This is a genomic window from Caballeronia sp. M23-90, from assembly GCF_053574605.1.
The window spans coordinates 1-21794 of sequence record NZ_JBSIPA010000063.1 but is presented as its reverse complement, the minus strand read 5'-3'; the positions used below and the strand labels follow the sequence as shown (position 1 = coordinate 21794).

General features: G+C 58.7%; 19 protein-coding genes and 1 pseudogene. 13 read left to right on the top strand and 7 right to left on the bottom strand.

From position 1 onward, the window contains the following. Positions 1-381, bottom strand: a 381-nt coding sequence (locus tag ACRXB1_RS09480) for an NAD(P)/FAD-dependent oxidoreductase (RefSeq protein ID WP_449491846.1), incomplete at its 3' end; no start/stop codon positions are given. Positions 382-532: 151 nt separating this feature from the next. Here ACRXB1_RS09480 and paaA point away from each other — a divergent pair. The 8 genes from paaA to ACRXB1_RS09440 all read left to right on the top strand — a co-directional run bounded on the left by paaA (position 533) and on the right by ACRXB1_RS09440 (position 6793). After that, positions 533-1531, top strand: coding sequence for a 1,2-phenylacetyl-CoA epoxidase subunit PaaA (gene paaA, locus ACRXB1_RS09475; protein WP_174364319.1), 999 nt, complete (start codon positions 533-535; stop codon positions 1529-1531). Between the two features lie 10 nt (positions 1532-1541). Then, on the top strand, positions 1542-1826 hold the full coding sequence (gene paaB / locus ACRXB1_RS09470) for a 1,2-phenylacetyl-CoA epoxidase subunit PaaB (protein ID WP_056364669.1): 285 nt from the start codon (positions 1542-1544) through the stop codon (positions 1824-1826). Positions 1827-1839: 13 nt separating this feature from the next. Beyond that, a complete protein-coding gene (paaC, locus tag ACRXB1_RS09465; protein ID WP_449491845.1) occupies positions 1840-2640 on the top strand; it encodes a 1,2-phenylacetyl-CoA epoxidase subunit PaaC in 801 nt (266 codons plus the stop codon). Between the two features lie 5 nt (positions 2641-2645). Further along, positions 2646-3176 (top strand): 1,2-phenylacetyl-CoA epoxidase subunit PaaD, encoded by a 531-nt coding sequence (gene paaD, locus ACRXB1_RS09460; protein ID WP_449491844.1) that lies wholly within the window; start codon positions 2646-2648, stop codon positions 3174-3176. Positions 3177-3184: 8 nt separating this feature from the next. Next, the gene (gene paaE, locus ACRXB1_RS09455; protein ID WP_062168163.1) at positions 3185-4273 is read left to right on the top strand and encodes a 1,2-phenylacetyl-CoA epoxidase subunit PaaE; all 1089 of its coding nucleotides are present in this window, start codon (positions 3185-3187) and stop codon (positions 4271-4273) included. A gap of 139 nt (positions 4274-4412) precedes the next feature. Continuing rightward, complete coding sequence (locus ACRXB1_RS09450; RefSeq protein ID WP_449491843.1) at positions 4413-5228, top strand: DUF1835 domain-containing protein; 816 nt, start codon at positions 4413-4415, stop codon at positions 5226-5228. A gap of 69 nt (positions 5229-5297) precedes the next feature. Then, positions 5298-5903 carry a TetR/AcrR family transcriptional regulator gene (locus ACRXB1_RS09445; RefSeq protein ID WP_062000507.1) on the top strand — a complete coding sequence of 202 codons (606 nt, stop codon included), beginning with the start codon at positions 5298-5300 and terminating at the stop codon, positions 5901-5903. A gap of 218 nt (positions 5904-6121) precedes the next feature. After that, the gene (locus ACRXB1_RS09440; RefSeq protein WP_449491842.1) at positions 6122-6793 is read left to right on the top strand and encodes a GNAT family N-acetyltransferase; all 672 of its coding nucleotides are present in this window, start codon (positions 6122-6124) and stop codon (positions 6791-6793) included. A gap of 82 nt (positions 6794-6875) precedes the next feature. Here the strand turns inward: ACRXB1_RS09440 and ACRXB1_RS09435 are convergent, their stop codons facing one another. Then, on the bottom strand, positions 6876-7379 hold the full coding sequence (locus tag ACRXB1_RS09435; protein WP_062000508.1) for an Lrp/AsnC family transcriptional regulator: 504 nt from the start codon (positions 7377-7379) through the stop codon (positions 6876-6878). Between the two features lie 133 nt (positions 7380-7512). Between ACRXB1_RS09435 and hppD the strand changes: the two genes are divergently transcribed. After that, positions 7513-8616: a 4-hydroxyphenylpyruvate dioxygenase gene (hppD, locus tag ACRXB1_RS09430; RefSeq protein WP_375507792.1), complete on the top strand. Its 1104-nt coding sequence runs from the start codon at positions 7513-7515 to the stop codon at positions 8614-8616. Between the two features lie 70 nt (positions 8617-8686). Here the strand turns inward: hppD and ACRXB1_RS09425 are convergent, their stop codons facing one another. Continuing rightward, positions 8687-8869, bottom strand: coding sequence for a hypothetical protein (locus tag ACRXB1_RS09425; protein WP_174365025.1), 183 nt, complete (start codon positions 8867-8869; stop codon positions 8687-8689). 296 nt (positions 8870-9165) lie between these two features. On the opposite strand from ACRXB1_RS09425, the gene ACRXB1_RS09420 reads away from it, so the two are divergent. Beyond that, positions 9166-12762 carry an indolepyruvate ferredoxin oxidoreductase family protein gene (locus tag ACRXB1_RS09420; protein ID WP_449491841.1) on the top strand — a complete coding sequence of 1199 codons (3597 nt, stop codon included), beginning with the start codon at positions 9166-9168 and terminating at the stop codon, positions 12760-12762. An 80-nt stretch (positions 12763-12842) separates the two neighbouring features. Here ACRXB1_RS09420 and ACRXB1_RS09415 read toward each other — a convergent pair whose 3' ends face one another. From ACRXB1_RS09415 to ACRXB1_RS09405, 3 genes are all read right to left on the bottom strand, one after another. After that, on the bottom strand, positions 12843-13337 hold the full coding sequence (locus tag ACRXB1_RS09415) for a C40 family peptidase (protein WP_172811955.1): 495 nt from the start codon (positions 13335-13337) through the stop codon (positions 12843-12845). A 962-nt stretch (positions 13338-14299) separates the two neighbouring features. After that, positions 14300-16162 carry an ESPR-type extended signal peptide-containing protein gene (locus ACRXB1_RS09410; RefSeq protein WP_449491840.1) on the bottom strand — a complete coding sequence of 621 codons (1863 nt, stop codon included), beginning with the start codon at positions 16160-16162 and terminating at the stop codon, positions 14300-14302. 332 nt (positions 16163-16494) lie between these two features. After that, on the bottom strand, positions 16495-18783 hold the full coding sequence (locus tag ACRXB1_RS09405; RefSeq protein WP_449491839.1) for an NADP-dependent malic enzyme: 2289 nt from the start codon (positions 18781-18783) through the stop codon (positions 16495-16497). A 353-nt stretch (positions 18784-19136) separates the two neighbouring features. Between ACRXB1_RS09405 and ACRXB1_RS09400 the strand changes: the two genes are divergently transcribed. Continuing rightward, complete coding sequence (locus tag ACRXB1_RS09400; RefSeq protein WP_449491838.1) at positions 19137-19823, top strand: orotate phosphoribosyltransferase; 687 nt, start codon at positions 19137-19139, stop codon at positions 19821-19823. Between the two features lie 83 nt (positions 19824-19906). Here ACRXB1_RS09400 and ACRXB1_RS09395 read toward each other — a convergent pair whose 3' ends face one another. Beyond that, the gene (locus ACRXB1_RS09395) at positions 19907-20614 is read right to left on the bottom strand and encodes a response regulator (protein WP_375509242.1); all 708 of its coding nucleotides are present in this window, start codon (positions 20612-20614) and stop codon (positions 19907-19909) included. Positions 20615-21010: 396 nt separating this feature from the next. Here ACRXB1_RS09395 and ACRXB1_RS09390 point away from each other — a divergent pair, with 396 nt between their 5' ends. Continuing rightward, the gene (locus ACRXB1_RS09390; RefSeq protein WP_174364445.1) at positions 21011-21538 is read left to right on the top strand and encodes a YbhB/YbcL family Raf kinase inhibitor-like protein; all 528 of its coding nucleotides are present in this window, start codon (positions 21011-21013) and stop codon (positions 21536-21538) included. A 101-nt stretch (positions 21539-21639) separates the two neighbouring features. Continuing rightward, positions 21640-21794, top strand: a pseudogene (locus ACRXB1_RS09385) (NADPH-dependent FMN reductase); the annotation flags it as partial.

The following is a 21794-nucleotide window of genomic DNA, read 5'->3' as shown; positions in this document are numbered from 1 at the left end:
AGCAGCGGTTCGATAAACGCCCGGCGCTCGCCGTACCTCGACAGGAAAGCTTCGGCAGGCTCGGAATGCGTGAGATTCATGCCGCCCTTTCCTGCCATGAGGAACTTGCGGCCGACCGATGGCATGGAAACGGCGCAGCAGCGGTTCGATAAACGCCCGGCGCTCGCCGTACCTCGACAGGAAAGCTTCGGCAGGCTCGGAATGCGTGAGATTCATGCCGCCCTTTCCTGCCATGAGGAACTTGCGGCCGACCGATGGCATGGCGTCGTAGAGATCCACTTCGACACCGCCCGCCGCCAACGCTTCAGCCGCCATCAAGCCGGCAGGGCCGCCGCCGATAACGGCCACACGCGGGACAGGAGATTCGATCGATGACGGCATGCACGGAAAAGTTGGTGGAGATCAGCCCGTATTGTCGCATTCGCCGCGAACGCGACCGGTCCAGGCCAGCCATCTCAAAAAATATCTATTAGCCGACCGTCCGGTCGGTTTATAATTGCTCCACAACGACTTCCTACAGCGAGCGATCGTCATGTACACGCAATCCCTCGATATTCCCGGCAACGTCCAGTCCATCGACCCGGCGTCCACGTCTTCGGAACTCAGCCGTTTCGACGCCGTGATGGCGGTCGACGGCAAAATCGAACCGCAGGACTGGATGCCAGACGCGTACCGAAAGACGCTGGTTCGCCAGATTTCGCAGCACGCGCATTCGGAAATTGTCGGAATGCTGCCGGAAGGCAACTGGATTTCGCGGGCGCCGAGTCTGAAGCGCAAGGCCATCCTGCTCGCAAAAGTGCAGGACGAAGGCGGCCACGGCCTCTATTTATATAGCGCGGCGGAAACCATGGGGGTATCGCGCGATCAGCTCGTCGATGCCCTGCACGCCGGCAAAGCCAAGTATTCGAGCATCTTCAACTACCCCACGCCGACCTGGGCGGACGTCGGCGTGATCGGCTGGCTGGTCGACGGCGCCGCGATCATGAATCAGATTCCGCTGTGCCGCTGTACGTACGGGCCGTATGCGCGCGCCATGATCCGCATCTGCAAGGAAGAGTCGTTCCACCAGCGGCAAGGTTTCGACGCGCTGCTCTCCATGATGAAAGGCACGCAGGCCCAAAAGGACATGGTCCAGCAGGCGGTCGATCGCTGGTGGTGGCCCGTGCTGATGATGTTTGGCCCGAGCGACAAGGACTCCATTCATAGCGGCCAGTCGTTCAAGTGGGGCATCAAGCGGATATCGAACGATGATTTGCGGCAAAAATTCGTCGATGCAACCGTCGAGCAAGCCCGGATTCTCGGCGTCACGCTGCCCGATCCCGATCTGAAATGGAACGAAGAACGGCAAGCGCATGACTACGGCGTCATCGACTGGGACGAATTTTGGCGCGTCGTGAATGGCGACGGTCCGTGCAACAAGGAACGCCTCGCGACACGCGTAAAGGCGCATGACGACGGCGAGTGGGTTCGTGAAGCGGCCCTCGCCTATTCCGCCAAACAAGCCGCGCGTGCTCAAAAGCAAGCTGCATAGGGAGCGACAAATGAACAACGAATGGCCGATCTGGGAAGTGTTCGTGCGCAGCAAGCAGGGACTCGATCACAAGCATTGCGGCAGTTTGCACGCGCCCGACGCGCCGGCTGCGCTGCGCATGGCGCGCGATGTCTACACGCGTCGCCAGGAAGGCGTGAGCATCTGGGTGGTGCCATCGGCGGCGATCACGGCGTCCGATCCCGCCGATAAAGCCGAGTTCTTCGAACCTGCCGGCGACAAGATTTATCGTCACCCGACGTTCTTCGTGCTCCCCGACGAAATCAACCACATGTGATCGAAGGTTAGACATGACGACGCCCCAACATCTGTCCTACGTGCTGCGCCTCGCCGACAACGCGCTGATCCTTGGGCAACGCAATGGCGAATGGTGCGGACACGGCCCGGTGCTCGAGGAAGATATTGCGCTCGCCAACATCAGTCTCGATCTGATCGGCCAGGCGCGCCTGCTTTACTCGCATGCGGCCGCGCTCGAGACCGAGTTGCACGGCACGCAGAAAACCGAAGACGACTACGCATATTTCCGCAATGAGCGGGATTTCCGCAACTTCACGTTGAGCGAGTTGCCGCACGCCGGACCGTTGTCGGGAACGACGCGCGCAGACCGTGATTACGCGGTGACGGTCGTGCGCAATTTCCTGTATTCCACGCTGATGTCGCATCTCTGGACGGCGCTGACCCGATCGAGCGACGCACAGCTTGCCGCAATCGCTTCCAAGTCGATCAAGGAAACGCGATATCACCTGAATCACGCGAGCGACTGGCTGCTGCGTTTCGGCGATGGCACCGAGGAATCGCATCGCCGGGCTCAGGCGGCGGTGGATTACCTGATGCCCTACACACGCGAATTCTTCAGCGTGGATGAGGTGGAAACGCGCATCGCCGATGCCGCTATCGGTCCGCTGACAGCCGATCTGGAAACCGCGTGGCGCGAAGATGTGGACGCAACGTTGGCCGAAGCCACGCTGCAAAAACCCGCCGACGTGCAGCACGTGACCACGGGCAAACTCGGCGAGCATTCCGAGCACATGGGTTATCTGCTGGCGGAATTGCAAAGCATCGCGCGCCAGCACCCGGGCGCGACGTGGTGAACGCCATGACAACCGCGGAAGACGTTGCGCTCGACCACGTATGGAACGTGCTCGAAGCCGTGCCCGATCCGGAAATTCCGGTGGTGTCCATACGCGAACTGGGTATCCTCCGCGACGTCCGCCGCGCCGCCGACGACACGCTGGAAATTGTCATCACGCCAACGTATTCCGGCTGCCCGGCGATGTACCAGATTGCGGAAGACATCGGCGCGGCGCTGAACGCGGCGGGTTTCGCGAAGCATCGGATAGAGACGGTTCTGGCGCCCGCATGGACCACCGACTGGATGACCGACGCTGCCCGCGAAAAGCTCAAGCAATACGGCATTGCCCCGCCCATGGGCAACTGCGGCTCGAACGAACACGCGCCGCAAGAACGGCCTTTGCGTTTCGTGCCGCGCATCGTCGATAAACCCGCCTGCCCGCGCTGCGGTTCAGTGCAGACAGAACGCCTTGCCCAATTCGGCTCGACGGCGTGCAAGGCGCTGTATCGATGCGTGGATTGCCGCGAACCGTTCGACTACTTCAAACCGTACTGAAACCGACCATGGCGACTCCGCAATTCCATTCGCTTCGCATCCGCGACGTTCGTCCCGAAACCGCGGACGCCGTCACCGTTTCCTTCGATGTCCCCGACACCCTGCGTGATGCGTTCCGCTTTACGCAAGGCCAGTTCGTCACGTTGAAAACGCATATCGACGGCGAGGAAACGCGGCGTTCGTATTCCATTTGCGTCGGCGTGACGGATTACGATCGCGATGGCGAATTGCGTATCGGTATCAAGCGCGTGCGCGGCGGCCGCTTCTCGAACTTCGCTTTCGACATGCTCAAGCCCGGTCACGAAATCGAAGTCATGACGCCCGATGGCCGCTTCTTCACCCATCTGAACGCCGATCACTTCAAGCATTACGTTGCGTTTTCGGGCGGTTCCGGCATCACACCGGTGCTTGCCATCATCAAGACGACGCTCGAGACGGAGCCCACCAGCCGCTTCACGCTGATCTACGGCAATCGCAGCGTCGACGCCATCATGTTCGCCGAGGAACTCGAAGACCTGAAGAACCGCTTCATGAGCCGGTTCTCGCTGTACCACGTTTTATCGGACGATTTGCAGGACGTCGAACTGTTCAACGGCGTGCTGAACCAGGAAAAATGCGCGGCGTTCCTCGAGGCGCTCGTTCCCGCCAGTGAAATCGATGAAGCGTTCATCTGCGGTCCCGGCCCGATGATGGACGCCGCCGAAGCCGCCCTGAAAGGCGCGGGCGTGCCGCCGAAGCAGGTTCACGTCGAGCGCTTCGGGACGCCTTTGCCGCAAGCCGGTGTTCCGCAAATCGAGATCACGGACAACACGCCGACGGCGGATCTGGAATTGGTCATCGATGGAAAAAGGCGCAAGTTGCGTCTGCCGTACCAGGGCGTGAGCGTACTGGATGTCGGGCTGAAGGCCGGCCTTGCGCTGCCTTACGCGTGCAAGGGTGGTGTCTGCTGTACGTGCCGCGCAAAAGTGTTGGAAGGCGAAGTGCGCATGGAGAAAAACTTCACATTGGAACAACATGAAATCGATGCCGGTTTCGTGCTGACGTGCCAGTGTCATCCGGTTTCGGATCGGGTAGTTGTGAGCTATGACGAACGTTGAGCGACCAGTTGGCGGATTGCACTGATTCAATTCGCTTACACTAGGGGCCGTCTGTTGTTAAGTTGCCGTCATGTCGATCACATCGATCGAGTCGGCTACACAGCAGCCGGCCTTCTTACGTTTGCGGTCACCGTTACTGATGAGCACCATTCACGTTACCAACGGCGACTATGCCGCCGAGATACTTCGCGAAGCGCTGAATGCAGTTTCACGCGATGAGCGCGTCATTCCCCTGAAGGACGATCTTGCGGTCGGCCATCTGAGGGGTATCGATGACAACCCGGAAACGCGTGCCCTCTTCTGGCAACAAGTGCTCGACGAGCACAAAGTCGATTTCATTTCGAAGCTCAAGGAACAAGATGCGCTGTTGCGCGAACTGGCCCAGGGCACGGGTCAAGTCGTGGTCTGGCACGGCCAGAGCGCGGGCGATCAGTTGATGCTGCGGCGCGTCGCCTATTTCCTGCGCAACGTGCCGCAACGCCTGAACGAAGCCAAACTGACCGCCGACGATCTACCCCTCATCACCGCCGATGACGGCACGCAGCGCCGTCGTGGCCGCGGCGACGGCATTACAGCGGTTGGCATGTTCACGGCACCCGAACTCGGCGTCAAGCTGCCGACGGCCGCGCCCATCTCCGTGTTGCGCATCAGCCGGCTCGCGCTCGAATGGCAGGAAGTGAAGCAGATAAACAGCGAAACGCGGCGCTGGCGCGACAACACGTTTATCTCGGGCACGTATTCCGATATCGATGAAACCATCCTCCAGATCGCAAGCGCCGGCTGGATCGAGTCGCGCCGGCTCGCGGGCGAGGTGATGGGCGGAAGTTTCGGCTTCCTGGTCAGCGACTCGATCGCCCTTTGGCGATGCCGCGAACTCGTGGCTGCAGGCAAGCTGGAAATCCGCGGCGATCCCTCAAAAATTGCCGACGCAAGACTGCGCCGCGCCTCGCATTAGCCGCCGGACGGAGACAAGTCGCGCTCAAGCATTAGAATTCCGTTCGACCCAGCACTTCTCCGAGACTCAATGGCACGTACCAGAGCGCCCGACCACGACACACAACGCGAGCAGATTCTCGAACTCGCCGCCGCGAAATTCGCGCAGACGAGCTACCCGAGCACATCGATGGCCGATCTCGCCGCCGCCAGCGGCACGTCCAAGGCGCGGCTTTACCACTACTACGCGAGCAAGGAAGCCATCCTGTTCGACCTGCTCGACCGCTATACGAAGCGGCTGATGCTGATCATCGCGGAGGTGGAAGGCGCGAGCCAGCGGCGCGGGCTCACCGAGCGCGAGGCGTTTGCCGAGCTCATTCGCGCGTTTCTCGCGGAATACGAAACGTCGCATAGCCGGCACGTCGCTCTGCTCAACGACGTGAAGTACCTCGAAGATACGCAGCGTGAAATCGTGCTCGAACGCCAGCGCGGTATCGTCGCTGCGTTTGCGCGGCAACTGGCGCGTGCTTATCCGAAGCGGGCGACCAAGGAAAACCAGACGGCCTTGACCATGATGGTTTTCGGCATGATCAACTGGACATTCACGTGGCTCAAACCTGACGGCAAGCTGGGTTACGGGGAGTTTGCGGAACAGGTTGTCGATGTGATCGAACGGGGAATGAATGGCGATTCGTGAAATGCTGCACCGCAATACACGATTTGGGCGCACGCACGTCCGTTTTCCGCAACAGCGTGTAAACAATTGATTTTAAAAGATTTGTATTCGTAATACTTGAAAGTTAGACATATTCCTCCACACCGTATTACGGGTTTTCCCTAGTACTAAAACGATGTTTCGGCTAAAATTCGTTTTGCGACGCACCATGTCGCTCGACGATTCAAGGAGCCACCATCGTGAACTTATCTTTCAACCGCCCCGCCGCATCGATCTTCGCATCTGCCGATCGCTCGCCGAGCGCCGCCGGTCGATCGCCCGTTCTCGTTCGTGAGCTGTCCTCCGCGGATCGCGAGCGCCTGATGACCCACTTTCTCGCCCTCGACGAAGACGACCGCCTTTTGCGCTTCGGCCAGATCGTGCCGGATCGTGTGATCGAGAACTATGTGACGAACATCGACTTTTCGCGCGATACGGTTTTTGGCGTTTTCGATGAAACGCTGAACGTGGTCGGCGTCGGGCATCTTGCCTATTTGCCGGCGGAAGGCGACAAGCGCACGGCTGAGTTCGGTGTATCGGTGCTGGAAAGCGCGCGGGGCCGTGGTGTCGGCAGCCGCTTGTTCGAGCGCGCCGCGATTCGCAGCCGCAACACACACGTTTCAATGCTCTACATGCATTGTTTGTCGCGCAACTCGACCATGATGCACATTGCGAAGAAGTCGGGCATGAAGATCGAGTACGCATACGGCGAAGCCGATGCTTATTTGTCGCTCACGCCTGCTGACCAGAGCAGCATCCTGACGGAGATGTTGCAGGAGCAGGCAGCGGTCTTCGATTACGCGATCAAGCGCCAGGCGCGCCGGGCATCGCAAATGTTTCAGGCGTTCATGCCTACTGCCGACGCGGCCTGAGTTCCGGCCATATCAGCAAGCATGCGCAAAAGCACGAAAGGCGGCGAAAGCCGCCTTTTTTGCGTCTGGAGCATCCGCGCAATCAACGGATAGGCAACGCCGTCGTTTCCTTGATGCGCTCGAGCGAGAAGCTGCTTTTCACATCGATCACCGATGGATGGTGCAGCAACTGGTCCTGCACAAAACGCGAGAAGTGCTCCATGTCTTCCACCTGGACGCGCAGCAGGTAGTCGGTGTCGCCGGTCATTGCATCGCAGGCCACGACCTCCGGCCAGGTGAGCAAGGCGTCGCGGAATCGATCCGCATGCGTCGGCGGATTTTTCATTCCCGCCGAAGCGACCGATCCGCCACGCTTTTCCAGCCTCACGTTGACGTACGCAAGCAGCCCGAGTCCAAGCAGACGGGGCTCCAGTAGCGCGACATAACCTCTTATCACGCCCGCCTCTTCCAGCCGCCGGATACGGCGCAGGCAGGGACTCGGCGACAAGCTCACCTGATCGGCGATGTCCTGATTCGACAAGCGGCCGTTGACCTGCAGAATTGCGAGGATTTTGCGGTCGATTGCGTCGAGTTCGATTCGCGCCATAGTCTGCCCCTTTTGCGCCAGTGGACGCTATAAACGTGCGTCATCGTAATGATGCGCGATTTGATTCGCAAGTATCCGCCACACGCATCTCGATAGACTTTGTCCTGTTAATCGCGATTTACGGAGACAAGGCATGCAACCAACGACCTGGGACAATCCCGTCGGCACGGATGGTTTCGAATTCATCGAATACACGGCGCCGGATCCGGTCGCGCTTGGGCGATTGTTCGAGCAAATGGGATTTACCGCGATCGCGCGGCATCGGCATAAGGACGTGACCTTGTACCGGCAAGGCGACATCAACTTCCTGATCAACGCCGAGCCCGATTCCTTCGCGCAACGCTTTACGCGTTTGCATGGACCGTCGATTTGCGCGATCGCGTTTCGCGTCGCCGATGCAGGCAAGGCTTACAAGCGCGCGCTCGATCTCGGCGCGTGGGGCTTCGACAATAAAACGGGCCCCATGGAGCTCAATATTCCCGCGATCAAGGGCGTCGGCGATTCGCTGATCTATTTTGTCGACCGGTGGCGTGGCAAGAACGGCGCGCAGGCGGGCAGCATCGGCGATATCAGCATTTACGACGTCGACTTCGAACCGATTCCGGGCGCCGATCAAAATCCCGTTGGCCATGGTTTGACGTACATCGACCATTTGACGCACAACGTGCATCGCGGACGCATGATCGAGTGGGCCGAATTCTACGAACGCCTGTTCAACTTCCGCGAGGCGCGGTACTTCGACATAGAAGGCAAGGTCACGGCCGTGAAGTCGAAAGCGATGAGCTCGCCGTGCGGCAAGATCCGCATCCCGATCAACGAGGAAGGATCGGACACGTCGGGACAGATCCAGGAATATCTCGATGCGTATCGTGGCGAGGGGATTCAGCACATCGCGCTCGGGACTGACAACATCTACGACACCGTCGACGCCCTGCGCAGCGCGGATATCGCGTTGCTGGACACCATTGATACGTATTACGAGCTTGTCGACCGGCGCGTGCCGAATCACGGCGAATCGGTGGGGGAACTGAGAAAACGCAAGATCCTGATCGATGGGGTCAGCGACGAAATCCTGCTACAGATTTTCACGGAAAACCAGATTGGCCCGATCTTCTTCGAGATCATCCAGCGCAAGGGCAATCAGGGCTTTGGCGAAGGCAACTTCAAGGCGCTGTTCGAATCGATCGAACTCGATCAGATTCGACGCGGCGTGGTGAAGGACACAACAGCGAGCTGATGTGCGCGACTGAATAAAAATGCCGGCGATCCTCACAGATCGCCGGCATTTGTTTGTTCGTTCGGAAAATTCAGGCTTCGTCTTTCTTTCTCGCAGCCGGGTCGTTCGAGACCTGCTCCACCCGAGCCGGCGCCATGCGCAGCGTGCCGGTCATCAAGGTTTCGGAACCGGCCGCAACGCCGACGCGGGGCACGTTTATCGCCAGGAATGCGGCGGAGACCATCAGGAAATTCTGGATATATCGTTGTTTCACTTCTTGCTCCTTCAACTGCGTGCATCGGTGTGTCCAATGACCGGGCGCGTTTCACATTGCGCATCGGTCACGGTATTTGAATACCGCCGCCACGAGCGGTTCCCGCGCATGATGAAAATCGGGCGTTTTTACACCTCGTAACACGCGAACGATCGTGTCATTTGTTTTCAGCGGGTTTTTACCAGTGCTGCCAGAAATGCAAAACAGGCACACTCAAAATCCCGGCTGCCGCGTCCACAAGACGCTAAAGCCACATGAGTTTTGGCGATCCCAAACGTTGGCGGAGAGAACCTACAATGAATGCCCCACTAGACGCGGAACAACAAGCCAAGCTTGAAGCCGCGCTCACTACCGTCACACTCGACGACAAATACACCCTCGAACGCGGCCGCGCTTACATGAGCGGGATTCAGGCGCTCGTCCGGTTGCCCATGCTGCAACAACAACGCGATCACGCCGCCGGCTTGAACACCGCCGGGTTTATTTCGGGGTATCGCGGTTCCCCGCTCGGCGCGCTCGATCAACATCTGTGGAAAGCGAAGAAACATCTCGCATCGCATGAGATCGTGTTCCAGCCCGGCGTGAACGAAGACCTCGCGGCGACCGCCGTCTGGGGCTCGCAGCAGGTCAACCTGTATCCCAGCGCCAAGTACGACGGCGTGTTCTCCATGTGGTACGGCAAGGGACCGGGCGTCGACAGAACCGGCGACGTGTTCAAGCATGGCAACTCGGCGGGTTCATCGGCGAAGGGTGGCGTGCTCGTGCTCGCCGGCGACGATCACGCCGCCAAATCCTCCACGCTCGCGCATCAGTCCGAACACATTTTCAAGGCGTGCGGATTGCCGGTGCTGTTTCCATCGAACGTGCAGGAATACCTGGACTTCGGCCTGCACGGCTGGGCAATGAGCCGGTACTCCGGCCTCTGGGTCGCGATGAAGTGCGTGACCGATGTGGTGGAATCGTCGGCATCGGTGGATATCGATCCGAATCGCGTCGAGATCGTGTTGCCGACCGATTTCGCGATGCCAGACGGCGGACTCAACATCCGCTGGCCCGATCCGCCGCTCGTGCAGGAAGCGCGGCTGCTCGACTACAAGTGGTATGCGGCGCTCGCCTACGTGCGCGCGAACAAGCTGGACCGGATCGAGATCGAATCGCCGAACGCGCGTTTCGGGATCATGACGGCGGGCAAGGCCTATCTGGATGTGCGCCAGGCGTTATCGGACCTCGGTCTCGACGATGAAACCTGCGCCCGCATCGGCGTGCGCTTGTACAAGGTCGGCTGCGTCTGGCCGCTCGAAGCGCAAGGCGCGCATGCCTTCGCTCACGGTCTGGAAGAGATCCTGGTCGTCGAAGAAAAGCGCCAGATCCTGGAATACGCGATCAAGGAAGAACTCTATAACTGGCCCGATGCGCAACGTCCGCGCGTCTTCGGCAAGTTCGACGAGAAAGACGGCGCCGGCGGCGAATGGTCCGTGCCGATGGGCAACTGGCTTCTGCCGGCGCATTACGAGCTGTCGCCGGCGATCATCGCAAAGGCGATTGCCACGCGGCTCGACAAGTTCGATCTGCCTGCCGAAGTGCGCGCGCGCATTGCGACGCGGATTGCGGTGATCGAAGCGAAGGAACGCGCCCTGGCCCGGCCGCGTGTTGAAGCGGAGCGCAAGCCGTGGTTCTGCTCGGGCTGTCCGCACAACACATCCACGAACGTGCCGGAAGGGTCCCGCGCGTTGGCGGGTATCGGCTGCCATTACATGACCGTCTGGATGGACCGCAGCACGAGCACGTTCAGCCAGATGGGCGGCGAAGGCGTGGCGTGGATCGGCCAAGCGCCCTTCACCAACGACAAACACGTGTTCGCCAATCTCGGCGACGGCACGTACTTCCACTCCGGCCTGCTGGCAATCCGCGCGGCGATCGCGTCGAAGACCAACATCACGTACAAGATCCTCTACAACGATGCCGTGGCGATGACCGGCGGCCAGCCGGTCGACGGCGTGCTTACCGTGCCGCAGATCACGCATCAGCTCGCGGCCGAAGGCGCGAAGAAAATCGTGATCGTCACCGATGAACCCGAAAAGTACGATGCGAACGTCGGCCTCGCGCCCGGCATCCAGATTTATCATCGCGAGAAACTGGATGAAGTCCAGCGCGAGCTGAGGGAAATCGGCGGCACGACAATTCTCATCTACGACCAGACGTGCGCCACGGAAAAACGCCGGCGCAGGAAACGCGGCGCTTATCCCGATCCGGCAAAGCGTGTCGTGATCAACGAAGCCGTCTGCGAAGGCTGCGGCGATTGCTCGGTCAAGTCGAATTGTTTATCGGTTGAACCGCTCGACACCGAATACGGCACGAAGCGCCAGATCAACCAGTCCACGTGCAACAAGGATTACTCGTGCGTGAACGGATTTTGCCCGAGCTTCGTCACGGTGGAAGGCGGCCAGTTGAAGAAGCCGAAGGTATCGAGCATTTCCGGCGATGGCATGCCGCCCGTGCCCATGCCAACGCTTCCTGATATCGACCGTCCTTATGGCGTGCTGGTCACGGGAGTAGGCGGGACGGGCGTCGTGACCATTGGCGCATTGCTTGGCATGGCGTCGCATCTTGAGCAAAAAGGCGTGACCGTGCTCGATGTCACCGGCCTCGCGCAAAAAGGCGGCGCGGTGATGAGCCATGTGCAGATCGCGAACCAGCCTGGCGATATTCACGCCACGCGCATCGCGATGGGCGAAGCGGATCTGGTGATCGGTTGCGATCCGATCGTCACCGCCAGCGACGAATGCGGCTCGCGCATGCAGCCCGGCCACACGCGGGTCGTCGTGAACAGCGCCGAAACGCCGACTGCCGAGTTCATCAAGAACCCGAACTGGCGTTTCCCGGGCGCGAGCGCAGAAGCCGACATCCGCACGGCCGCGGGTGAACACGTATCTCTAGTCGATGCAAACCGTTTTGCCGTAGCACTGCTCGGCGACGCCATCTACACGAACCCGTTCGTACTCGGTTTTGCATGGCAGCGCGGCTGGGTGCCGTTGCGGCACGAGTCGCTGGTTCGCGCGATCGAACTCAACGCTGTGCAGGTCGAGAAAAATCTCGCGGCGTTCGAATGGGGCCGTCACGCGGCGCATGATCTCGATGGTCTGCAACGACTGGTGAAGGAACAGAATCGCGGAGGTTCATCGGATGTACAAGGCAGCAGCAAGATCATCGCGCTGCATACGCCGAAGGCATTGGACGCATTGATCGAAAAGCGCATCGGCTATCTCGCCGACTATCAAAACGAGGCGTACGCCGCGCGTTACGGCCGGCTTGTCGCGGAAGTCCGGGTTGCGGAAGCATCGCTTGGCGTACCCGACGGTCAATACGCACTGACCGAAGCTGTCGCCAGGAACCTGCACAAGCTGATGGCGTACAAGGATGAGTACGAAGTCGCGCGTCTTTATGCTGATCCGGCGTTCGTGGAGCGGTTGAAGGGGAGTTTCGAAGGCGACTGGAAGATCAATTTCCATCTCGCGCCGCCGATGTTTTCGAAGAAGGACGCGCACGGCCATCTCATCAAGAAGCAATACGGCCCATGGGTTCTATCCGCGATGAAAGTCCTGGCGAAGATGAAGTTCTTGCGGGGCACATCGATGGATGTTTTCGGCAAGACCGAAGAACGGAAGATGGAGCGAGCGTTGATTTCGGAATATGAGGCGCTGATAAAGGAATTGCTCAGCGGCTTGACGCTCGATAAATTGCCGTTGGCGATAGAACTCGCAAGTCTGCCCGATTCCATGCGCGGTTACGGTCACGTGAAGGACAACAACGTGAACGCGGCGCGTCTGAAATGGAATGCCTTGCTGGCGCGGTGGCGTGCACCGGTCGGCAGTGAGACACGGCAAGTGGCTTGAGCTTTTGCTTCAGTGCATCGCAAAACGCCCGATGAATTTTCATCGGGCGTTTTGTCGTTAAGGGTTTATCCATCGAGCTCTTACGCGACTCGTCGCGCGCCGTAATATCGTCGGGTCCAGTAGGCGCTTTTCATTGATTCAATGCGAATAAAAGCACCTTTTTTCGGCGCGTGAATGAACTGGTCCTCGCCGACATAGATTCCAACGTGCGTTGCGGTACCGCGTGTTGTATTGAAGAACACGAGATCGCCGGGATGCAAATCCGTTTGCGCGATCGCAACGCCTTGACGACTGATCTGCGATGAAACTCGTGGCAATACAATCCCCGCCGCCTTCGCATAGACATATCGCACGAAACCGCTGCAATCGAGTCCCTGTGCCGGCGTATTGCCGCCCCACGAATAGGGGACGCCGATCATCGTCTCGGCCTTTTCGAGAACTACCGATAGCTTCGTGCTGGGCGCGGTTTCGGCAATATCCCGTGCCTGCGCGGGATATTCCTGACTGCGTGCCGGATCATAAAGCAACGCGTCGCCATCGAGAGAACCGGGTTTGGTGACTTTGACAACTCCCATCGCTACGTGACTTGTGCTCGCGAACCGCTGCGCTGGCGCCTGAGCTAGCGACTTTGCCGACGCATAGGCCGACTCTTGCGCGAATACGCTTGCCAATCCGGACGTCGACGCGGATACCGTGCCCGACGTCGCGGCAACTATCAGTCCACTTACCGCTGTCGCCACCATTCTGGCAGACCGTGTTTTCCGCTTTCCAGTGCTGATGCACGCGCCCGCGACGGGCCGATGTGCACCGTGAGACAGTGTGCCAATCATTTCAATTTCCCTCATCTCAACGACCACAATTGCAAGTCTGTTGCTTGCTTGGACTTGGTCGGAGGCGCCAGATGAATGCTGCGTTTCCGCTCGAACAGCTTGTAACCGGCGCTCGTCTTTTCGCCCTTCACGTCACGATTGACGAAGACTTCGTTTAAAACCGTCTTATATTTCCTTTTCATTATTGATACGCATTCCTAATATATTGATTATTCAGATTACGGCGGATTCAACATATTTCGGAAACCGCACCGCTTACACCTATGACCGACAACCGACCCGCGCTTGATAACCCAAGCACCGTTGTCTCATTGTCTTGAGCGCCCTACTTTCCGTAGTTTATTGGGAGCTTATAAGAATAGTCATAGGCACTATCCGAAAGAAACTATACGAGGATGAAAACAATCGATCGAACATATGCAACGCCGCGGCGTGGAAAGGGATGATCCAGGTTTCGAACTGCCCATGCGTGTTGTTGTCTTTTTAATTAGCCACGCTGGCGCTGACTACCGTCTTGCCCGCAGCACTGAGCATCAGGTTCGAGTGGCATGGCTGCAGCAACCGCCCGGCGCTTGTGCTTCCTTCGTCGCCCGCGGCTGTCGGCGTGCTGCTTGGCTATCGATGGTGACGCCACGGTTCGGAAAATAAAAAAAGGCGATCCGAACATCTGGATCGCCTTTCAGTGTTGCGTTACAACCTGCTCAAACTTAGAACTCGTAGCCCACCTGCGCACGCGCACCTGTATCACCGTGCGGTGTCACCGACAACGCGCCGTTGATCAACCAAGCACCGTCGCGTGACCGATACGTTGCGCCTGCTCCGACCGCGCCGTAACCCTTGTAGTTTGCCACGCCCACCGCAACCACAGTCTTGCCCGGCTCACGCGGTGTCAGGTTTGGCATGGCCATGGCCGAAGCCACGCCGCCGAACGCGCTACGTTGCAATGCCGTCATGTTCTGGCCGACTTCATTTCGCAAGTCGTTCACCTGATTCATGTTGGCTGCGTCAGTTCCGTTCGTACCCGGCGCCACGTTGGTGATACGGCGTTCGTTCCCGGCAGATCCCACTGACGCCGTGTTGTCTTCATCGGCAATCGAGTTAGCACCCAGCGCGACCGAGTTGTTACCCGAGGCGTGGGAATTCGCGCCGATCGCGACAGCGTCGGTGCCTGTTGCGGTAGGGGCCTGGGACGTCGTAACCGACGAATTGATCGCGATAAACGGACTGCCCGTGCCGGAAAGGTTGTTGACGACGTTTTCGAACGTATCGACGCGCGCATTCGTCGCATTCAATTGCGCTCCGTTCACAGCGTCGGTACTGGTCGCCGAAAGTTCACCTGCCGCAACATTCGACAATTGGACAGCATTTCCAGCGGCCGCAGCGTCTGTACCTCCAAGCGTGACCTTGTTATGCGCATCTGAATCGTACGTGACCGCATTTTTTGTTGCGTTCGCAATGTTCGTGATGTCGGTCGTGTTCTGAGTCGTACGACCATCGAGGTTGGCGATAGCTGTTCCAACGTCATGCACGTCCGTTCCGCCTACGGTGTAGGTGGGTGCCGTTACGCCGCCGTTTGCGTCTACGCTTGCTCCTCCGCCCAACGCTGCTGCCGTGGACGCGGCAATGTTATAGGCTTGAGCGCCATTGATGGCGTCCGTACTCGCCGGTGCAATGCTGCCGGCTGCCACGCCCGAAATCTTCCGCGCGCCACTGGTTCCCGCAACATTGATCTCGTTGCCATTCGTGTTCCCGCCGATGGAGATCACGCCGCTCGAAGGATCCTGGCTCACGTAAGCATCGCCGGTGATCGAAAGGTTCTTGATCGTGTTGTTGATGTTCGTGATATCCGCAGCGTTTTGGTTCGTCTTTGCATCGACGGCAACTGAGTTGGCACCAATCGCCACTGAGTTCAACGCCTGCACTGAGGCATTCGCTCCGACCGCGACACCTGCTGTCGCTGCAGCGGTAGTGTTGGTGACGCTGGATTTGCTACCGATGGCTACAGACGATGGCGCCGCGCTTACCGTCCCCGAGATATTCACGGAGTCGGGCGACCCCGAGGTCTTGATTCCGGCATAGGGATTGAAGGAAAACGAGTTCGCCGACGTCTGAACCGAGCCGCCAGCAGGCGCGAAAAATACCGACGCGGTCGAACCAGCGTCAATCGAAGCAACCGGTACCTGCCCGGTCGTTCCGGCCGGAACTCCTGCGTTCCCCATCAAAATTGAGTTAGTCGCCGCGTTTGAAACACTGCCGCCGATGCTGATTGCGCCATCCGCCGAGCTCGCTGCAGTGTCGCCGATAGCAATCGCATCCTTGGTCTTGCTCGCTGCGGTCGCGCCTGAACCAATCGCAATGTCGGTCAAGTTCGTTGCAGTGGCCGGACTTGCATTGGACACCGATGTCCCCGCTCCAGCAGCAAACGCCCCACCCGCCATTCCCAACGCCACTGCCAACGCCACCGCCCGCGCCACCTTCCCGCCGCCCTTCCCGCGTCCGCGACACAATTCCGATGCTGCGACCCAAGCACCCAGAGCTTCGCTCCAAACCGATTTAAAGACCTTGTTCATGCTGAATACCTGCAAAGAGTTATGCGGAATGTGTCTGACGCGAAACGAACTCAAGAAATAATTCGCCGCAACAAACAGGTAAGTGAAACGATCCGCGACTCTACTCAGCACTCCTTGCCAACCAAATCAGATTTGTCCGAATAAGAAAGACGCCGTTGTATGTGCGACAACTTTCTTATCTCTTTAAAAAAATTCCTAAGCGTCCATGTCACGTTTGAGTTAGATATTTCTGGCGCGTGAAAAAAAAGCGGTGACCGATCTATTCGGTCACCGCCTGTCCCCACCTGATCAAATCTCGTCACATAGTAATGGTGACGATCAAATCCACTTCATCACACCGCGTTGCCAGCCGCCTTCACCCGCGCATTCGCCGATGCCACCGCTGTCATGTTGATGATCCGCCGCACGGTCGCGGCAGGCGTGAGAATGTGCACTGGCTTGTCAGCGCCAAGCAGGAACGGACCGACTGTCACGCCTTCCCCGCTCACCATCTTGAGCAGGTTATAGGTGATGTTCGCGGCTTCCACGTTCGGCATGATCAACAGGTTCGCCTCGCCGGTCAGTGTCGAGGCCGGCATCGCGGCTTTGCGTACCACCTCCGACAAGGCTGCATCGCCGTGCATTTCGCCATCGACTTCCAGATCCGGCGCACGTTCGGCGATCAGCTTGCGAGCCTCGGCCATGCGCTTCGATGAAGCCGTCGGCACGCTGCCGAAGTTCGAGTTCGACAACAACGCCACCTTCGGCGCGATCCCGAACTTCTCGATTTCACGCGCCGCCAGAATGGTCATATCGGCGAGTTGCTCGGGCGTCGGGACCTCGTTGACATACGTATCGCTGATAAAGAGATTGCGTCCCTGCAGCATCAGCAGGTTCATGGCGGCGAAGTTTTGTACGCCGTCAGCCTTGCCCAACACTTGCTCGATGAATTTGAGATGGTCGTGATACGTGTCGATCATGCCGCAGATCATGCCGTCGGCATCGCCGAGACGAACCAGGATGGCGCCAATCAACGTGTTGAACTTGCGCAGCGCGGCCTTCGCGTTGTCCGGCGTCACGCCTTCGCGTGCAGCAATGTTGTGATACTCCTGCCAGCATTTCTGGTAACGCGGATCGTCTTCCGGATTCACGATCTCGAAGTCTGTGCCAGGCTTGAGCTTCGAGCCCATCTTCTGCAGCCGCATTTCTACCACCGCCGGGCGCCCGATGATGATCGGCTTCGCGATCTTCTCCAGCAGCACGAATTGCGCGGCGCGCAGCACACGCTCGTCTTCACCTTCGGCAAACACGATGCGCGCGGGCGCCGACTTGGCCGCGGCAAACACCGGCCGCATCACCATGCCCGTACGATAAACCGTCGTGCCCAGCTCTTCGCGATACGCGTCCATATCGTGAATGGGACGTTTCGCCACGCCCGAGTCCATCGCGGCTTGCGCCACAGCCGGCGCGATCTTGATGATCAGGCGCGGATCGAACGGCTTCGGAATCAAGTAATCGGGCCCAAACTCGAGCGAATGGCCTTCGTACGCTTTGGCGACTTCATCGCCCTGATCGGTCTCTTGGGCGAGTTCCGCGATCGCGCGCACGCACGCGAGCTTCATCTCTTCAGTGATGGTGGTCGCGCCCACGTCCAGCGCACCGCGAAAGATGAACGGGAAGCACAACACGTTGTTCACCTGGTTCGGATAGTCCGAACGGCCCGTAGCGATGATTGCGTCCGGGCGCACCTTCTTCGCTTCTTCCGGGCGGATTTCGGGCTCCGGATTGGCGAGCGCGAGGATCAGCGGCTGCGTGCCCATGACCTTGACCATTTCCGGCTTGAGCACGCCAGCGCTGGAGCAGCCGAGGAAAACGTCGGCTTGATCGATGGCGTCCGCGAGCGTGCGGTCCGTCGTGTTCGCGGCGTAGCGTTCCTTCGATGGATCCAGGTTGCCGCGTCCCTCGTAGATCACGCCCTTCGAGTCGCAGACCAGGATGTTCGACTTCTTGAGCCCGAGGTCGACGAGCAAATCGAGACACGCGATTGCGGCGGCGCCCGCGCCCGAACACACGAGCTTCACTTCGTCGAGCTTCTTGCCGACGACTTTCAGCCCGTTGAGAATCGCCGCCGATGCAATGATCGCCGTGCCGTGCTGGTCGTCGTGGAAAACGGGAATCTTCATGCGCTCGCGCAGCTTCTTCTCGATGTAGAAGCACTCCGGTGCCTTGATGTCTTCCAGGTTGATGCCGCCAAGCGTGGGCTCGAGCATGGCGATGGCATCGACGAGCTTGTCCGGATCGGTTTCGGCGAGCTCGATATCGAACACGTCGATGCCCGCAAACTTCTTGAAGAGGCAGCCCTTGCCTTCCATCACCGGCTTGGCGGCAAGCGGTCCGATGTTGCCGAGCCCCAGCACCGCCGTGCCATTGGTCACGACTCCGACCAGGTTGCCCCGTGAGGTGTACTTCTGGGCGTCGAGCGGTTCGTCGAAGATGGCCATGCAGGCAGCGGCCACGCCTGGCGAATACGCCAGCGACAGGTCGAGCTGGTTCGACAGGGGTTTGGTCGGCGTGACCGAGATCTTGCCGGGCTTCGGATACTGGTGATATGCGAGGGCGCTGAGCTTCAGTTGTTCGTCCATGATTGGCCTGAGACGTTTAGGAAAAGAGTTGGGGAAAGTAAATTTGTTTGCGAAGCGGCGCCGGCGCCCGCTTCGGGCTGCGCGAAGAATTCGTCGGGATTGCGCGTGGCGGGCACGCAGGGATAAGCACTGCGCGCCCGGACTGCGCTTAGCATTTTTCGGGGATAAATAGTGTACACCGCACGATAATTTTGACGCAGAGCACCATTTTCGACATAAAGGCGCGCCTAACCGACTAAACGCATTGCATGGATTGCACGGCGACCGAGTTGCATCGTCATGATCTGCAACTTATCGGCCGGGTAGTATCGACGGCAGGGATGCTCTCCACTCACGAAACCAAGGACTTGCCCATGACAGGCACTGACCGCCAGACCATCTCGGACACCACCGCAAAAATGCTGCTCGAGGTTGAGGCCGTGCATTTCAATGCGGCCAAGCCGTATATCTTCACATCGGGGTGGGCGAGTCCGGTCTATATCGATTGCAGGAAGCTGATCTCCTATCCCCGCGTGCGCCGCGGCCTGATGGAGATGGCCGAGACCACGCTCCTGCGTGACGTTGGCTACGAACAGATCGATGCAATCGCGGGCGGCGAGACCGCCGGCATTCCGTTTGCCGCGTGGTTATCGGACCGGTTGATGGTGCCGATGCAATACGTGCGCAAGAAGCCGAAGGGGTTCGGCCGCAATGCGCAGATCGAAGGTGTGTTGACGGAAGGCCAACGCGTGCTGCTGGTCGAGGACCTGACGACCGACAGCCGCAGCAAGATCAATTTCATCAACGCGCTACGCACAGCGGGCGCGAAAGTGAACCATTGCTTTGTGCTGTTTCATTACAACATCTTTAAAGAAAGTGTTTCGGTTCTGAAAGACATCGACGTGGAATTGCACGCGCTTGCGACTTGGTGGGACGTATTACGGGTCGCCAAACAGGCGGGTTATTTTGAGACAAAGACGCTGGATGAAGTTGAACAATTTTTACACGCCCCGGCCGATTGGTCGGCGGCGCACGGCGGGGTAATGGCAACACCGAAATAATCCGTAATTTTTATACTGTCAATGAAATAAAAAATCCGCGCGTTTCATCAACGAGCGGATTTTCGTTTCAACAAACTTAACAGTTAATCGATGTCTGCGCGAAATTCATCGTCGAGATTTCCATCGCCCACATACGCGGACAAATTCAATAAACCATTACTTTGGGCATATTGAAACAATTCCGAATCCCTTTCAATACCGAGTTTGCGCATGGCGGTATTCTTTTGCGTGCTGATTGTTTTGATGCTGCGCTTCAACTGCGCCGCAATTTCGGTAATCGTCATGCCCGAAACAAATAAGCGCACGACTTCCAGTTCGCGCTTGGACAACACCACGTCGCGTTGCTGACCGCTCGCGGACAAGCCCATGCTGTCGAGGGCGATGCGCACCGAGGGTCCGATGTACTCCTGCCCGCGCATGACATGCACGATCGCGAGACCAATGTGACTTAGATCGTCTGACTTGTTGATTACCGCCGTGACGCCCACTTCACGCAAGCGTTTGAGCAGCGCGGGATTTTCCAGCATGGTTAATACGACAATACGCACCGTCGGAAATTGTCGCCCGATATAACCCAGGAGCGGCATACCGTCACCGAACTGGCCACCCGGCATGGCGAGATCTGACACAACCACGTCGCACGGAGACTTTTGCAGAAGCTGAATCAATTCCGTGGATTGACGTGCCTGCCCGACCACCTCGATTTCGGGAAACTTCAGTAATGCCTGCGCAGCGCCAAACAGAATGACAGGATGGTCATCGGCGATAATGACTTTTATCCGTTGACCCATTATTTACCCCCCGCTCGTAAATGGATAAATCCCTTGCGCATTATAGGCAGTATGCCCGCGTTCATTACATACCCCCTTCAGCCTGGAGATCGGAATCCCAGCGAAACCCGAGTCTACTGGTTGCCCCTTGCTGAGTTGTGTGCCGAACATTTGAAAAATTTTATCCTTCCCACGCAATGTTAAACTTGAATGCAGCATTAATCCTATTTTTGAGACAAAATACATCGTTACAAAGGGTGAAACGCCAGTTCTGGCCACGCCCGAGACAGGAGAACTCGCACCATGCGCTTGGGGACCGGGCTTGTGGTTTGTGCTGTGTACCGCGTCGCTGATTGCCGCGTTTTTCGTTTCCGAATCGCCCGCCGCTCACTGCTGCTTCCGTTTTTCTGCGCCGCGATGGTATCAAATGCGCCGCACGCAGTCGCCGAAGTTGTTGCGTCCGTTCCATTCACGTTGACAAGCAGCGACATCGTTGCAGATCAGCGAGCACCGCTCTCCCTTGTCTTCGATCAGAACGACTGCAAAGGCGGCAATCGTTCCCCCCAGCTTTCCTGGCACAACGCGCCGGCCAACACCCAAAGTTTCGCGGTGACCATCTTCGATCCCGATGCCCCCGGGCGCGGCTGGTGGCACTGGGCTGTCGCCGGGATCCCGGCAAGCGTTGTCAAACTGCCGTCAAACGCAAGCGCCTCGGGCTTCCTGCGCAAGATCGGCGCGGTCGAATCGCGCAATGATTTCGACATCGACGGCTATGCGGGACCGTGTCCGCCGCAAGGCAAACCACACAGATACATCATCACCGTCTACGCGCTCAACAGCGCCGACTTGCGCCTTCGCCAGAGCAGCCCCTCGCTCATGTTCGAACACGAGATCCGCACAACGGCGCTGTCCAGCGCGCAGCTCGTGGTGACCTACGGACGGTGACCAAAACCCTCCGCAAGGTGCGCAAATCGGCCCGAAATTTGGCTTGCTAGACTGGGTCTTTCCGCTTAACCCGCGACGTTGAGTCGCAGAGAAGGAATGACATGCCGAAAATCGTCATCGTTTATCACAGTGGCTATGGTCACACGAAAAAAGCCGCCGAAGCCGTCCTCGCAGGTGCCACCGATGCAGGCGCCGACGCCAAACTGCTGGCCGTCGGGGGTCTGGGCGGCGCCAGATCGGGAGGGCACACGGCTGG

Coding starts and splice junctions, on each gene's coding strand:
- paaA (WP_174364319.1), top strand. CDS start 533: ATGTACACGCAATCCCTCGATATTCCCGGCAACGTCCAGTCCATCGAC.
- paaB (WP_056364669.1), top strand. CDS start 1,542: ATGAACAACGAATGGCCGATCTGGGAAGTGTTCGTGCGCAGCAAGCAG.
- paaC (WP_449491845.1), top strand. CDS start 1,840: ATGACGACGCCCCAACATCTGTCCTACGTGCTGCGCCTCGCCGACAAC.
- paaD (WP_449491844.1), top strand. CDS start 2,646: ATGACAACCGCGGAAGACGTTGCGCTCGACCACGTATGGAACGTGCTC.
- paaE (WP_062168163.1), top strand. CDS start 3,185: ATGGCGACTCCGCAATTCCATTCGCTTCGCATCCGCGACGTTCGTCCC.
- ACRXB1_RS09450 (WP_449491843.1), top strand. CDS start 4,413: ATGAGCACCATTCACGTTACCAACGGCGACTATGCCGCCGAGATACTT.
- ACRXB1_RS09445 (WP_062000507.1), top strand. CDS start 5,298: ATGGCACGTACCAGAGCGCCCGACCACGACACACAACGCGAGCAGATT.
- ACRXB1_RS09435 (WP_062000508.1), bottom strand. CDS start 7,379: ATGGCGCGAATCGAACTCGACGCAATCGACCGCAAAATCCTCGCAATT.
- hppD (WP_375507792.1), top strand. CDS start 7,513: ATGCAACCAACGACCTGGGACAATCCCGTCGGCACGGATGGTTTCGAA.
- ACRXB1_RS09420 (WP_449491841.1), top strand. CDS start 9,166: ATGAATGCCCCACTAGACGCGGAACAACAAGCCAAGCTTGAAGCCGCG.
- ACRXB1_RS09415 (WP_172811955.1), bottom strand. CDS start 13,337: ATGGGAGTTGTCAAAGTCACCAAACCCGGTTCTCTCGATGGCGACGCG.
- ACRXB1_RS09410 (WP_449491840.1), bottom strand. CDS start 16,162: ATGAACAAGGTCTTTAAATCGGTTTGGAGCGAAGCTCTGGGTGCTTGG.
- ACRXB1_RS09405 (WP_449491839.1), bottom strand. CDS start 18,783: ATGGACGAACAACTGAAGCTCAGCGCCCTCGCATATCACCAGTATCCG.
- ACRXB1_RS09400 (WP_449491838.1), top strand. CDS start 19,137: ATGACAGGCACTGACCGCCAGACCATCTCGGACACCACCGCAAAAATG.
- ACRXB1_RS09395 (WP_375509242.1), bottom strand. CDS start 20,614: ATGGGTCAACGGATAAAAGTCATTATCGCCGATGACCATCCTGTCATT.
- ACRXB1_RS09390 (WP_174364445.1), top strand. CDS start 21,011: ATGGTATCAAATGCGCCGCACGCAGTCGCCGAAGTTGTTGCGTCCGTT.